A 14,182-nucleotide genomic window follows, 5' to 3' on the forward strand; every position below is an offset into this window, starting at 1 on the left:
AGCAGCTTGTGTCAGATTGGTCTGCTAGGGTTTCCACCTGATCCAGATGCAGCACCCATTTGCGATAAACCCCCGCCCTGTGCGGGAAAGCCAGTCCACAAAAGGGACTGGCGGAGACGGAGGGATTCGAACCCTCGGTACCCCTTACAGGGTACGACGATTTAGCAAACCGTTGCCTTCAGCCACTCGGCCACGTCTCCGGCAGGCGCGCTGGATAGCCCGTAACTGTCGGGTACGCAACGGGGATTTCAAAAAATCTGCGCGTTAACCGCGGCTATTACGCTCCAATTCAGATTTCGGTGTAATACGACACTGTAATGGCGGTCCGTTGGGGGATGGGTGGGCGTATATTCTTACAAAGACCGCGCGCAATCGGCGCGGCTGGAGGCTGTCACGGAGGGGGCAAACGAATCAGCCAAAGCTGATGCGAAGCCTTCACGGCACCGTCGCGGCCCTTTTCGCCCGCTGTCATGGACCAATGCACGGCAACGCGCCGCCTATCGCCTGAGGGTTTTCTATTACCGCGGTATCGATCTGGCCCTGACTGCCACGCTCACCCTGGGCTGGGTCACCTATCCGGGCGGCATCCATCAGATCGGACAGATTACGCTGGCACAGTTCGCGCCCTATGCCTTGGGCTGGACCGTGGCCATGTGGTTCATGCTGGCTTCAAGTCTTTACAGCTTCACGTCGCCAAGGGGCATTGTGCGCCATGCTCTGGTTGCCGCCCTGTGTGCCGGATCGGGGGCGATAGCGGGAATACCGCTCCAGCTGGTTGTTGAGACTGCGGATATCGGGCGCTTTTCTGGCTGGGCCATCGCCTTGGCTGGATGCATCCTGGTTCTGCACACCATCTGGGCTGCGGCCATTTCGCGGGGCCGACGAACAGGGGCCCTGATTCCCAATGTCGTCCTGGTCGGTGCCACACGAAGCGCCGAGCGTATGGTACAGGCAGCCCTGAACCGTCGTGACGTAAATATCATCGGCATATTCGATGACCGAAACGACCGCGTACCCGAGGGCATAGCCGGCGTTCCGGTTCTGGGCACTACAGACGAGCTGTTGGCGCACCATCTGACACCGTATCTGGATTGTATCGTATTGGCCGTTCCCGCGGAGGCCAGCGAGCGATTGCGCATTCTAGAGCGTCGGCTGTCGTCACTGCCCAATCGCATAGCGACCCTGATCCAGAGCGCGGACCCGTCCAATTCAGAGATCGGTGCGGCGCTGGACAAATTATCGGCAACGCCCGTGGCCGCGCTACGCCGACGGGCCCACCCCGAGCTTTCCGCTTTCTACAAGCGGCTTCAGGATGTGCTGATCGGCGGTATCGCCCTGTTGGCTCTGTCGCCGCTGCTGCTGCTCATCGGTCTATGGATAAAGTTGGACAGTCGCGGGCCCGCCCTGTTCAAACAGGAGCGCCACGGTTTCAATCAGGAACGGATTGTCGTCTGGAAGTTTCGCACCATGCGCATAGACCGCATGGATCGATCCGGTGCGCAGCAGGTCACCCACGATGACGACCGTATTACCCGCGCGGGCAGGTTCCTGCGTGTCACCAGCCTGGATGAACTGCCTCAACTGTTGAATGTGCTGAGGGGCGAAATGAGCCTCGTCGGCCCCCGCCCCCACGCCATATCCATGCGGACCGGCAATGTCGTGTCCTCACAGATCGTAGCCGAATACGCCCACCGGCACCGTATCAAGCCCGGCCTGACGGGCTGGGCGGCCATCAATGGATCGCGCGGCCCGATGCATACCGCCGAGGAAGTGCGCCGTCGGGTGCAGTTGGATATCGACTATATCGAGCGCCAAAGTTTCTGGCTGGATGTCTGGATCATGCTGCGGACGCTGCCCGTCTTGCTGGGTGACAAGCTGGCGGTACGCTGATGTTTGTACGCGGACTGATGGGCTATCTGCCCGCAAACCTGCTGCAGGCGTTGATCGGTGTCGTCAGCATATTGGTTTTCACGCGCCTGCTTACGCCCGAAGAGTTCGGCATCTATGCGCTTTCGTTTGCACTGATGGCACTGGTTCATGTCGCCGTGTTTTCATGGGCCGAAGCGGCGATGGAGAGACACTGGGCGGCAGAGGTGTCGCCGAACAGGCAGCCGGTGCTTTATGCGACCCTTTACAGGGCTCTGCTGGTGCTATCGGTCGCTTTTGTCATCGTGATCATACTGGTCTGCGCCTTTTTGCCGGTTTCTGATGTTTTAAGATCGGCCGTCCTTGTCGCCCTGTTGGGCGTGCCGGTACGCAGCCTGTTCAACATGGTGAAACTGGCCCATCGGGCGCGCGGTGACGTGGTGCGGGCCGCCGGACTGGATATCTATTACACCCTTTGTGTGTTCGCTGTCGGTGTTGCCGCGGCCTTTATAGGTGCCGGAGCCAGCGCCCCGTTGATCGGTCTGCTTGTCGCTCCATTGGCGATTTTGCCGTTTATCCTGCCGACAGAGTTGGCCAAGGCGCGCGACGGCATCTGCGAAGGAGCCTCGCTAAAGCGGTACGCGCGATACGGCTATCCCATCTCGCTGTCTCTGGGCATGGCGCTGGCCCTCGCCTCTACCGATCGGTTCATGCTGGAGTGGTTGATGAACGCGGCCGCGGTCGGGGCCTATCACGCCAGTTACAGCATTGCGAACCGGACACTGGACGTGATTTTCATATGGTTGGGGGCTGCGGGCGCACCGGCCATGATCATGGCTCTGGAACGCGGTGGCCAAAGCGCGCTGTCTGTCGCGGCCAAGGACCAGTTCCGCATCTTCATGCTGGTGGCCATTCCAGCGGCTGTGGGCGTCGCCCTTGTCGCAAGGCCTCTGTCCGAGGTGGTGATCGGTGAGGCACTGAGGGCGGATTCCGCCTTGGTGACGCCCTGGATCGCGCTGTCCGCCTTGATGTCCGGATTTCTGTATTACTATTTCAATCAGGCTTTTACGCTGGCCAAGCAAACCCGCGTGCTGCTGCTGACCATGCCTTTGCCTGCGGTGGCCAATATCGGATTCAACTGGTTTCTGATCCCCCGGATGGGGATCGAGGGAGCGGCCATCGCGACCGTTCTCGGATATGGCGTTGGCCTGTGTGTCTCCATCGCTGTGGGCCGCCATGTTTTGCCCATGCCCGTGGCGTGGCGGGACACTGGCAAATGCCTGATCTGTGCCGGTGTGATGGCATTGGCGGTCATTGCGATACCGAATCTTGGCGGCCTGTTGGAACTGGTGCTCAAGAGCATGGCCGGGGCCGTCGTTTATGCCGCGTGCGCCTATCTTCTGGATGCCGCAGGTGTGCGTCAGCTGGTTGTGAACCTCAAAACTGAAATCCTCTCCAGACCAAAGGTGCGGGCGTGATGCAGACCCTGCACAATCCGGCGTGGCATGAAGCGCGGCCAAGCATGTCAGTCTTGATCCCCTTTCTTCGGGAAAGTCCCGCAGATCTGGTCATCGGTCTTGAGGAACAGGCCCGCAATCTGGATCAGACCATAGAGATCGTGATCTTTGATGATGGCACCTGCGACCAAGCCCTGACGCATGAACTTGAGCGTTTGCTTTCGGGATTGAGGGTGCCGGCCCGCCTGGTCAGCAGCCGCACCAACCACGGACGGGCCAGGGCGCGGAATCTACTGGCGCAACAGGCCCGCGCAGAGGTCTGTCTGTATCTTGATGCCGATATGAGAATGGTTTCGCAGCAGTTTCTCGCGCAATGGATGAAGTATCATAACGACCGCGCGCCCCATCTTGCCTTCGGCGGCTTCGTCGTTACGGGTCCTGTCGATCCGGCCTTCGAGGTCCATTGTGCAATGGCGAGAGGCAGCGACTGCCTGACGGCGCAGGAACGGGCGCGGGATGCCGCAAAGTATGTCTACACCTCGAACCTGCTCGTCCGCACCGAAGTGGTGCTCAAATATCCTTTTGACGAAACATTCTCGGGTTGGGGGTGGGAGGACGTGGAATGGGCCCTTCGCGTCTCCAGGGACAATCCGGTCACCCATATCGACAATCCGGCGCACCACAGCGGTCTGGATACGGTCGAAGTCCTGATGGCAAAGTACAGGCAGTCCGTGGCGAATTTTGCGCGCATATTGGCCGTGCATCCTGAGACTGTTATGCGGTTCAAAGCCTATATGGTCGCGCGCTGGCTCAATCGCATGGGTATGGGCGCAGCAGCGGCTTCATTAAGTCAAAGGGTTGTGCGTCTATCAGTCGCACCGGTGTCCGCAAGAGCGTTCGCGCTGAGACTTTATCGCGCCGCGCTTTATGCGCAGGTGGTCTAGATGGCGGTCGTTACGGTCATGATCCCGACCCTGCGAAGGCTTGAAGCCTTGCAGCGGGCCGTCCGATCACTGTTCACGGCAGGGAATGCACGACACATCGCCCGACTGGTCATTGTCGATAACGACCCCAATGCCAGTGCGCGTGAGTGTGTGGGCGCTCTGACTGCCGAGGCTCCCTTCCCCGTTCTATATGTGCTTGAATCGGTCGCGGGCGTCGCAACAGCCCGCAACACGGGCCTGGGGCACGTGGGCGACAGCCAGTTTGTGGCCTTTCTTGATGATGACGAGATGGCATCGCCGGATTGGCTGGACAGTTTATGCAAGGTCCAACTGCAAACCGGCGCGGATGTGGTTTTTGGCCCCATCCGCGGTATCTCGACATCTGCGGATGAAGACCTGAAGCCTATGGTCGAGGCTTTCTTTTCACGGATCGGTCCTGCGCACGATGGCTTGATCGACCATGCCTATGGCTGTGGTAACAGCATGGTCCGGTGCGCGGTTCTGGACATGCCCGACGCGTTCGAGATTGCGGCAAACGAGACAGGTGGAGAGGACGACATTCTGTTTTCCCGTCTCAAAGCCAAAGGCTGCCTTTTCGCCTGGGCGTCACAAGCCTGGGTTGAGGAGCACGCATCGCGAGAAAGGTCACGTTTGGGATATCTGCTGAAACGCGGATTTGCCCGCGGGCAGGGTCCAAGCCAGACATCGCGCGCAGAGCGTCGTTGGCTGGCCCTACTGGGATGGATGGCTGTCGGTGCGGCGCAGTTTGCGGCCTTTGGGCTGGCGGCACTGATAGTGCGCCCCGTTTCCAGATCACGGGGCTATGCCCTGATGCTCAGGGCCAGTGAAGGCTTGGGAAAAGTCTTTTGGATGACGGTTTTCGAGCCGCGTTTGTATGGCGCTGCCCTGAATGGAAACTCAGGCCAGTAATCTTCTGAGGGCGCGTGGCGGCCTGTAGGTGGCGCGGTTGATCACCACACCCGACAAACGCCCACCTGCGGCTTGGATCTGTTGGGTAAGATGGCGTGGCGGATCGACATCCGCCCCCTCGCCTACGACCAACACAATGTCATCCATGAACGGAGCCAGTGCGAGCGCAGTATCATCGCGGTCCAGCGAGGGTGCATCGACAATGACAACGTCGGCATGAGCGGCCAAGGCTGACCAGTAATCACCCTGTTTGACGACAAAGGCGTTCTGTCCGGCCTTGATGGCCTCGTGCTGGAAGCGCGTGACGTACAGGCGTCGGCCTAGGAAGGCCTGCGCGGTCAACAACCGGGCCGGTCGAATGCGCTGTCCGTTTTCATCGACAAATGGCGGGCGGATGGCAAAGAAGCAGGAACCATCCGGAGAGCCCGCCACGACAGCACCCGAGCGGCCAAAGCGTTCAGGCTGTTGGATCACCTGCACCTGTTGCCTTTGCTCCATCAGATCGGCATCGACCAACCAGATCGGCCGGTTCGCCCGCACCGCCGCCAATCGAGAGAACTCTCTGGCAACGGTGGATGTACCCTCGCCCGAAACGGCGCTGACAAACATGATCAGCCGACCGCGATGGCTGGGCGCAGCGCCAAGCGCTGTCCACAAGCCTGCCATCTCTGCTGTCAGGTCGATCATCCGAATCGGTTCGCCTTTAAATCACGGCGCGATCCTAACACGGCTTAGCTTTTTGCAGGCGCTACAGCTAACACCGGAAGATTAAACGTACGGCGGGCCGCCGATGGCGTCAGAACGCCTTTGCGGGTGAAGACCCTGATGAGGCCGGCACACAGGGCGGTAATGCCCGAGAACATCAGCAAAACCACCATCAGGGGCAACTTCATGCTGTGACCGCTGAGCGGCGGCTGGGCACGCTCGATAACCGTCACATTGTCTGCCCCCGCCGAGACGAGTTCGCTATCGGCACGGCTTTGGGTTTCGCGCTGCTGGAACTCTCGAATGGACTGGCTCAGCACTTCGCGGTTGCCAGCCAGGGTGGCATTTCGCGATTCCAGCTCGGTCAGCCGTGACAGCTTGGCGGTGATATCGGCCACCTGGCCGTTAATGACGCCTAGACGCGCCCGCAATGCATCACGCTCTGCCAAAGCCGAGATGCGGGCGGTTTCCATTTCGACCCAGACCGGATTGGGGCCGGTGCGCACCTCTTTGGCCCCGACCGAAGTTCCGGTTTGAACGAAGGCCTGAAGCTGACGGATGCGGGCGTCGATTTCCTGTACAGGCGGGGCATCGGCCTGATAGCGGGACAACAGATTTTCACGCTCCGTGCGAAGCTGCAAAATCTGGTCCTGTGCCGAGACATTGAGGTCCTGCTGCAAGGCGATTTCTGCCGGCGTTCCCGCTTGCTGCGAAGCGATAGATGCGGCCCGCTGGCCTGCCTGGTTCAATTGAGCCTGCACGGCAAGACGCTCTGCGAACAGGGTTTGATAGCTCTGCGACAGGGCGGCCTTGGCCGTTGCAAAATCGCCTATGGCATTTGATTTGAGGAAATCCTCATAGGCACGGTCGGCAGCCTCCAGCTCCTGCTCGAACGCCGCGCGCTGGCTACGGATGGCTGGCGTCGCGCGATCGCGGAACACTTCGCGGCGATAGGTCAGATAGTGATCGATGACCGAGTTCAGAATCTGGGCGGATTGCCTTGGATCATGGCTGGCATAGGTCAGTCCAATCACCGGGCTCTCGGGCGAGACATTGATTTTGAGGGACCGGCTCAGGGTATCGATAGCGGCGGCTTCAGCGCGGGCTGCGGCGACAGGGGTCCCTAGCGGCGGATGGAAGGTCTCTACGCCCATCGCGCGCACGACGCGCTGCTTGACTTCAAGGCTGTTGAGGATCGCGGCTTCCGATTGGGCCACCTCGGACGGCAGCGGTGTGGTGCTGTTCCCCGCGCCGACGCGGGGTTGGTACACATATTCCTGACCGATACCGACAAACAGGGACGCACCGGCCGAGTAGGTCTTCTTGAGGCCGAGAATCGCGACGGTCCCCAGCGCCATAAGCACAAAGAAAACAAGGCCCATCAGCCATAGCTCGCGCCACAGGAGCGCGATGACATCAAGCAAGCCATATCGGGGTCGCCCGTGTCCGGCACTGGAAGCCGCCATTCTGTCCACGTCCGCTGAAATTAACCTCGGCTGTATCCATGCATGAACGGCGTTAATCAGACGTGAACCATAAATCCCGATGTTCTTTCAGGACAAGTCGGGGGATGGTCGGGATCTTGATGATTGATCGCAGAACAATATGGCTCGGTGCCATCACGGCCTGTGCAGCCGGTAGCCTCTCTACGCCTTATGCGTGGGCTTTGGATCAGGGCTGGTCAGCGCATGAGCCGGAGTATGTGCTGTTTCCCGGTGATGAGCTGGATATTGCACTGCCCGCGGCTCCGGAGTTGAACCGTACAGCCGTCGTTGCCCCTGATGGCAGGTTGTCATTGCCGTTGGTGGGTCATGTCGCCGCGAGCGATCTGACCCTCGCGCAGCTCGAAGCGCGGATTTCGCAGGCCTATGCCAGTCATTTGATCCGCCCGGCCGTCGAGATAACCCTGCGCAGGGCCGCCCCCGCCAAAATCTGGATTGACGGGCAGGTCCGCACGCCCGGTGCCTTTGATCTGCCGGGGGAAGCCATTGATGCCCGTCAGGCCATACTTCTTGCGGGTGGAGCAACCGTGGGTGCCCGATCCAGACGCGCCCTGCTGATCCGAAGAGGCAGTGATGGCCTGCCGCGGTCCACCATCGTGGACCTAGGCGCGCGCAGCCAGAACGCCCCGCGCGTCTATCGCGGCGATATTATCTTTGTGCCCAGAAATGCGGTCGGTGAAATCGGTGCCTACATGTCGCAGATACGCGACGCGCTGCCGGTCGGCTTCAGCTATGCCCTGAATGGACGCTGGAACTAGGCGATCTGGATTTCAGGAAGGTTATTCCGTGGTCGGGGCACAAGGATTCGAACCTTGGACCCCCTGCTCCCAAAACAGGTGCGCTACCAGACTGCGCCATACCCCGAGCCGCGGAAGTCGCTCTGATGCCACGATGCGCGCGGCTTCGCAACAGAAAAACTTCTACGGTTTGAAGAAGTTGTGTTTAACGACGTCGCCAGGCTTGGCACCGATTTCGTCCGCTCGACCAGCGCGCAGCTCCAGCACACCGTTCGCCGCACCATAGGATGGGATCGGCGCATCCGAATAGGGTGTGGTGTGTTTGGCGATGGAAATGATCTTTCCATCAGGTGCGATGTAGATGATGTCCAGCGAACTGGGCGTATTGCGCATCCAGAAGGATTGCTCGCTCGCGCGCGGGAACTGGAACAGCATGCCCCGATCATCCTCCAGCGGAGGACGGAACATCAGTCCCCGCGCACGCGAGGATTCATCGTCAGCGATTTCGACAAGAAACGAATGCTCGCCCGAGGCCGTGACTATAGACAGCGGCTCTAACGGGCGCCCGCGCTCATCTACGGCCTGTTTGCCAGCGGCGCAGGCCGAAAGGGTAAGACCGACAGCGATAAAAGCGAGGGTGCGGCGCGTGAACTTCATTGAATCGCCTCCGAATAGAGGCGTGAACTTACTGCGCCGGACGAATTTCGGCTACCACCAATCCTTTAGGCCCCTCGGCAAAACGCACGTCCACGGCGTCACCCGGCAGAAGGTCCTCAAGGCCATTGCGGCGAAGCGTCTCGACGTGGACGAAAATGTCGCCCTCGGCGCTATTGCGTACGACGAATCCGTAGCCCTTGGTTCGGTTGAACCATTTCACGACGGCCGGCTCCATCTCGCCGATAGGCGTGGCAGCGACGCCGCTACGTTGGATCAGCGGTCGTTGCGGGCGCGGTTCGGCCACAGGCTCAGCCAGATCGATAATGGTTACGACCTGCCAGCCTTTGGCTCTGCGCGCGCACTCGATGCTGATGCGGGCGCCCTCTTCCGCGTCTTCACGGCCCAAATCCCTCAGGCTCGTGACGTGCAGCAGGACATCCTTTTGATCGGTTATGCTGGGGTCATCGGGCACGATGAAACCGTACCCCTTCCCCGGATCAAACCATTTCACGCGCCCCTCGACGCGAACGGTATCGTTTTCTTCCATCCCCACGGACCCAAGCAAAGCAGACAAGGTGTTCAATCTTAGCGAGAAGCTTCAGTTGAACGAACACCGAAACGTAACACAAATTAAGTGTCTCGCAGAGTGAAAAATGATTCTTTTGCACCGTTGTTATTTAAAACTCTACCAGAACGCGCATGGCGAAACAGTAAGAGTCCGCATCAAGGTGCAGAAAAATCAATATTTTGGGGAGGGTTTTATGAAAAGCTCCGCGTGGCAGTCCCTAGGGGAATCGAACCCCTCTTTTCAGGTTGAAAACCTGACGTCCTAACCGATAGACGAAGGGACCGCGGCGCGAACGAGTGGCTTGATAGTTGCCATTTTCGTGGATGGCAACCTGCCTCAAACGATTTTCTGTATTTTTTTTCAAAGACCTGCGGGTGCCGAGCCCTTTCGGCCTGCTAGGAACTCATTCGGGGGTCGGCAACATCCTCGATCTCGAGCTGGACGCCGCGCCGACCGTTCCAGTCATCGGCTTTCAGGCGCCCAGACACGCACAGCCCGCCCTGACCAGACAGCAGGGTCTGGCCAAGCGGCAGGTCCGCACAGCGCCAGGCGATCGCGCGTACCGATGCACCATCCGGCCCGACCAGACGGCAGCGTACGTGCCCTCCGTTCATGGCCATTGGCTCACGGACCTGCATATGTTCGAACGCAAAAACAGGTTCGGGATTGGCAGGACCATAGGGTGCCAGCTGCTCGAAACTTTCGAACAGGTCGCGGGTGGCCGAGCGCGCATCGATGAGGGCATCGATCTCAACCCAGTCCATAGCAATCGCGGCTTCCTGCTCTCCTGAAAGAGCTTCATTCAGATAGTCGCGAAGAACATCCAGCTTGTCGCTTTCGACCGTCAGGCCCGCGGCCATCGCGTGCCCTCCTCCCGCAATGAGGACGCCCGCTTCCCATGCCTTTTGTACGGCGCGGCCAAGGTTCATGCCCTGCTGGGAGCGCCCCGAGCCCTTGCCGATCCCGCTGACTGGATCCAGACCGATAACGACCACAGGTTTGCGCCAACGTTCGCGCAGACGTCCCGCGACAATACCGACAACGCCGGGGTGCCAGTCTTCATCGCCCACAACAACACAGGCGGAATCATCCTGATGGGCACCCGTCGCCTCAACGCGTCGGATGGCCTGTTCCGTTACATCGGCCTCAACGTCGCGGCGCGCACGGTTCAGCATGTCCAGCTCTTCGGCCAGCATTGCGGCCTCTCGCGGATCATCAGTGGATAGCAGCTGCGCGCCCAGATCGGACTTTCCGATTCTGCCGCCCGCATTGATCCGTGGCCCAAGAACGAAGCCTATGGTTTGCGACTTGGCTTCGCCGGTTTCCGATCCTGCGGCACGCATCAGGGCAGCCAGACCGGGATTGCGCCACGCCGAAAGGGTTTTCAGACCCAAACCGGCCAAGGCACGGTTGAAGCCGGTCAACCGTGTGACGTCGCAAATGGCCCCCATCGCCGCCAGGTCCAGCCATTGGCGGATATCCGGTTCAGGCGTGTTGGCGAACAGTCCACGGCGACGGCCTTCGCGGTTCAGAGCTGCCAGAAGCACGAAGACCACGCCCGCCGCCGCCAGATTCCCCTGCCCTGACGGACACCCCGGCCTGTTGGGATTGACCACAGCCAGACACTGGGGTGGCTCTTCGCGCATCATGTGGTGGTCGATGACCACGACTTTCAGACCGATACTGGCCGCATGGGCGACGGCTTCATTGGCGGCGGCCCCACAGTCCACTGTGATCACCAGGTCCGCGCCACTGGCCTTCAACCTGTCAAAGGCGGGCGCGCTGGGCCCATAGCCTTCCTTCAGCCTGTCCGGCACATAGATAGGAAGATCGGCACCGATGGACCGGAACCAGCGCACCAGCAGGGCGGCACTGGATGCACCATCGACGTCGTAGTCGGCAAAGACGTGGATGCTTTCATTGGCTTCGAGAGCGTCCAGAATCGCATTGGCGGCCTTGTCCATATCCATGAAGCTGGATGGATCGGGGAACAGCGCCCGCAACGTCGGTGTCAGAAAGTTCTGCCCTTCCTCCGGCCCGACCCCGCGCGAGGCCAGGGCGCGCGAAAGCGCCTCACCCAATCCGAGTGACTGCATATGTGCGCGGGTGACCGCAGGATCGGCCGGGCGCATTCGCCAAGCGCGCCCCGACAACGAGCGGCTGAAGCCCAGAAACGACGAAGGTGTCAGATCATCCGCCATAGCGGTCACGCATTATCCTTTGATCCGGGGCAAGCGCCACAGAACGACAGGGCTCAAGGCGACGCTGATTCTAGGAAGAACATAAGATGGCGTCACTATCGGACGCACCACGGTTGCTCGCCTAACGAAGCGAGCGATCGATAGGTGGCGGAGCCTTGGCGCGCTGCCTCAGGGATTCGGCAAAGGCTTCGATCTGTGCAGGGGTGTCGGCCGTGGGAATGGAGACTTGATCACGCGCCAGACGTTCGCGGATCTGAGCCACATATTGGTCCGCGCTCTCGGTCAAGGCCCAGTCGATGGCGGCGACCTGCGTCTCCAGTGCGGACTGCGACTGCTGCAGCTGGCCGACAGACGAGCGCACATAGGCGGCGTCGGGCACATTTACCGGAGCGGCCGGAAAGTCTTCCAGGCGGGGATAGTCACGCTTCTCCGCAACAATCTGTTCGATACGCGGCGTCAGCGGAGACGAAGATTCGGATGTCGGATTCGTCGCACAGGCCGCCACTGCGCCGCACCCTGCGACAACAGCGATCGTTCGAAGCGAGATTTTCACAAGATACGCGTTCATTTCACCCACCGATATATGCCAACATGTGGACGCGAGGAAGGCGCGAGACACTTTCGTGCCCAAGGAGGACGGAAATGGCCAAACCCGTGACGCCCACCACGACCAAAAAGACCGCGCCCAAGGCCGCGTCAAAAACGGCGTCAAAGCCTAAACCGGCAACCAAGCCGAAAGCCTCGTCCAAGCCGAAAGTCGCGGCACAAGAAGCCCATACAGCATCCGCTGATCCTTCGCCCCAGACCTCTGCCAAAGCTGAAAAGGATCATGGCAGCGGCTTCGGAGCCGAGCAGTTGCAGCAGATAGAGCAGTTGTCGCTCAACCTCGCCAAGGCTGCGATGCTGGCCCAGTCTGCGGTTGCCGAGGCCGCCCTGTCCCAGGCCGACCGCCCGGCGGCCTTGAGTGCGGATCCCTTCAACGTCACCCCCGCGATGGGGGCCGTCATGACCAGTCTGGCCGCCAAGCCCGACAAGCTGTTTCAGGCCCAGGCCGATCTGTTCGGGCGATATATGAACCTGTGGTCCTCCGCCACGCGTCGCGCCTGGGGACAGCCGGATGATGAGCCTACCCCCGCGGACAAGCGGTTCCGCGACCCAGCATGGTCTGAAAATCCGCTCTTTGACATGATGCGCCAGTCCTATCTGACGACAGCCGACTGGATGAACAATCTTGTCGCCAGCGCCGATGACATCGACCCTAAGGTCAAGCGCCAGGCCCAGTTCTTTACGCGCCTGCTGACCGATGCGCTGTCACCGTCGAACTTTCTCGCCTCCAATCCCGTCGCGCTCAAGGCTTTGGCCGAGACGAACGGCGAGTCTCTGGTTCGTGGCATGCAGAACTTTGCCACCGACCTTGAAAGAGGGCGTGGCCGTCTCTCAATCCGTCAAAGCGATGACAGCGGTTTTGAGGTTGGGGTCAATGTCGCCACCGCACCGGGACAAGTGGTCTGGCGTGACGAACTGTTCGAGCTGCTTCAATACGAACCGGCGACCGCGCAACAACACGCCATTCCGTTGCTGATCTTCCCGCCGTGGATCAACAAATTCTACATTCTGGATCTGCAGCCCACCAACTCTATGGTGCGCTGGCTGACGGCGCAGGGCTTCAGCGTATTTGTCTGTTCCTGGGTAAATCCAGACAGGGACAAGGCCCATTTCAACTTCGACGACTATCTTGAAAAAGGCATCTACCGCGCCGTCGAAAAGGTTTTGGAGCAGACCGGCCAGACCAAGGTGAATACCGTCGGCTATTGCATCGGCGGCACCTTGTTGGGCGCAGCCCTCGCCCATGCCGCCGCCAAGAAGGACGCGCGCATCAACAGCGCTACCTTCTTTGCCGCCCAACATGATTTCGCCGAGGCGGGCGATCTCACCCTCTTTACCGACGAGCATTGGCTGGCCGAGATCGAGCGCCAGATGGACGATGCCGGCGGTGTTCTGCCCGGCGCGGCTATGGCCGACACCTTCAATGCCCTTCGCGGGAACGATCTTATCTGGTCGTTCTTCGTGTCGAACTATCTGATGGGCAAATCTCCGCAGCCATTCGATCTGCTGGCGTGGAACGCGGACCAGACCCGCATGCCCAAGACCCTCCATCTGGAGTATCTGCGCAAGATGTATGGCCAGAATGCCCTGGCCAAGGGCGAGATGCAGATGGGCGGGGTGAAGATAGACCTGTCACGCGTAAAGATACCCGTCTATTTCCAGGCCAGCCGCGAGGATCATATTGCGCCTATGCGCTCGGTCTACCGTTCGGCGCGTCTGTTCGGCGGCCCCACCACCTTCACGCTGGCCGGTTCGGGCCATATCGCGGGCGTCATCAATCATCCGGATGCTGCGAAATATCAGCACTGGATCAATCCCGCGCTTCCCGAAACAGTCGAAGAGTGGCAAGCCGGCGCCGAACAGCGCCCCGGCAGCTGGTGGCCGCACTGGGCCGCATGGCTGGCGGGTCATTCCGGTAACATGGTCGAAGCCCGCAATCCCGAGCGCGGGCCTCTGCCCCCTATCGAGCCAGCACCCGGCTCATACGTTAAGGTAAAGTCTTGATGCGT

General features: G+C 60.3%; 12 protein-coding genes and 3 tRNA genes. 6 read left to right on the forward strand and 9 right to left on the reverse strand.

The genetic code is table 11. From position 1 onward, the window contains the following. Positions 1 to 108: 108 nt before the first annotated feature. A tRNA-Ser gene (locus tag B3H86_RS10480) sits at positions 109 to 200 on the reverse strand. Positions 201 to 339: 139 nt separating this feature from the next. Here B3H86_RS10480 and B3H86_RS10485 point away from each other — a divergent pair. From B3H86_RS10485 to B3H86_RS10500, 4 genes are read left to right on the forward strand one after another with little or no spacing between them, the layout of a single operon-like run. Beyond that, positions 340 to 1,890 carry an exopolysaccharide biosynthesis polyprenyl glycosylphosphotransferase gene (locus B3H86_RS10485; protein WP_292053607.1) on the forward strand — a complete coding sequence of 517 codons (1,551 nt, stop codon included), beginning with the start codon at positions 340 to 342 and terminating at the stop codon, positions 1,888 to 1,890. Beyond that, entirely contained in the window at positions 1,890 to 3,344 is a 1,455-nt protein-coding gene (locus B3H86_RS10490; protein WP_292053610.1) for a lipopolysaccharide biosynthesis protein, read from the forward strand. Before B3H86_RS10485 ends, B3H86_RS10490 begins: the two co-directional genes overlap by 1 nt. A gap of 44 nt (positions 3,345 to 3,388) precedes the next feature. Further along, positions 3,389 to 4,267: a glycosyltransferase family 2 protein gene (locus tag B3H86_RS10495; protein WP_292053613.1), complete on the forward strand. Its 879-nt coding sequence runs from the start codon at positions 3,389 to 3,391 to the stop codon at positions 4,265 to 4,267. Beyond that, a complete protein-coding gene (locus B3H86_RS10500; protein WP_292053616.1) occupies positions 4,268 to 5,197 on the forward strand; it encodes a glycosyltransferase family 2 protein in 930 nt (309 codons plus the stop codon). It begins immediately after the preceding gene. On the opposite strand, the gene B3H86_RS10505 is transcribed toward B3H86_RS10500, so the two are convergent. Together B3H86_RS10505 and B3H86_RS10510 are read right to left on the reverse strand one after the other, a co-directional pair. After that, entirely contained in the window at positions 5,186 to 5,884 is a 699-nt protein-coding gene (locus B3H86_RS10505) for a hfsB (protein ID WP_292053618.1), read from the reverse strand. The two genes, B3H86_RS10500 and B3H86_RS10505, sit on opposite strands and share 12 nt — an antisense overlap. Positions 5,885 to 5,928: 44 nt before the next feature. Beyond that, positions 5,929 to 7,326 (reverse strand): GumC family protein, encoded by a 1,398-nt coding sequence (locus B3H86_RS10510; protein ID WP_292053621.1) that lies wholly within the window; start codon positions 7,324 to 7,326, stop codon positions 5,929 to 5,931. 161 nt (positions 7,327 to 7,487) lie between these two features. Between B3H86_RS10510 and B3H86_RS10515 the strand changes: the two genes are divergently transcribed. Continuing rightward, positions 7,488 to 8,162, forward strand: a complete 675-nt coding sequence (locus tag B3H86_RS10515) for a polysaccharide biosynthesis/export family protein (protein ID WP_292053625.1) — start codon at positions 7,488 to 7,490, stop codon at positions 8,160 to 8,162. A 29-nt stretch (positions 8,163 to 8,191) separates the two neighbouring features. Here the strand turns inward: B3H86_RS10515 and B3H86_RS10520 are convergent. The 6 genes from B3H86_RS10520 to B3H86_RS10545 all read right to left on the reverse strand — a co-directional run bounded on the left by B3H86_RS10520 (position 8,192) and on the right by B3H86_RS10545 (position 12,135). Next, positions 8,192 to 8,268 (reverse strand) — tRNA-Pro (locus B3H86_RS10520). A gap of 56 nt (positions 8,269 to 8,324) precedes the next feature. Beyond that, positions 8,325 to 8,798, reverse strand: coding sequence for a DUF192 domain-containing protein (locus tag B3H86_RS10525; protein ID WP_292053627.1), 474 nt, complete (start codon positions 8,796 to 8,798; stop codon positions 8,325 to 8,327). 28 nt (positions 8,799 to 8,826) lie between these two features. Beyond that, positions 8,827 to 9,345 carry a cold-shock protein gene (locus B3H86_RS10530; protein WP_292053631.1) on the reverse strand — a complete coding sequence of 173 codons (519 nt, stop codon included), beginning with the start codon at positions 9,343 to 9,345 and terminating at the stop codon, positions 8,827 to 8,829. 229 nt (positions 9,346 to 9,574) lie between these two features. Then, positions 9,575 to 9,649 (reverse strand) — tRNA-Glu (locus B3H86_RS10535). Positions 9,650 to 9,761: 112 nt separating this feature from the next. Further along, positions 9,762 to 11,567, reverse strand: coding sequence for a single-stranded-DNA-specific exonuclease RecJ (recJ, locus tag B3H86_RS10540; RefSeq protein WP_292053827.1), 1,806 nt, complete (start codon positions 11,565 to 11,567; stop codon positions 9,762 to 9,764). 121 nt (positions 11,568 to 11,688) lie between these two features. Continuing rightward, on the reverse strand, positions 11,689 to 12,135 hold the full coding sequence (locus B3H86_RS10545) for a hypothetical protein (protein WP_292053634.1): 447 nt from the start codon (positions 12,133 to 12,135) through the stop codon (positions 11,689 to 11,691). 74 nt (positions 12,136 to 12,209) lie between these two features. Here B3H86_RS10545 and phaC point away from each other — a divergent pair, with 74 nt between their 5' ends. Next, positions 12,210 to 14,177 carry a class I poly(R)-hydroxyalkanoic acid synthase gene (gene phaC, locus B3H86_RS10550; RefSeq protein WP_292053637.1) on the forward strand — a complete coding sequence of 656 codons (1,968 nt, stop codon included), beginning with the start codon at positions 12,210 to 12,212 and terminating at the stop codon, positions 14,175 to 14,177. Positions 14,178 to 14,182 lie beyond the last annotated feature (5 nt).

It is taken from the genome of Brevundimonas sp. UBA5866, assembly GCF_002432125.1.
GTDB lineage: Bacteria > Pseudomonadota > Alphaproteobacteria > Caulobacterales > Caulobacteraceae > Brevundimonas.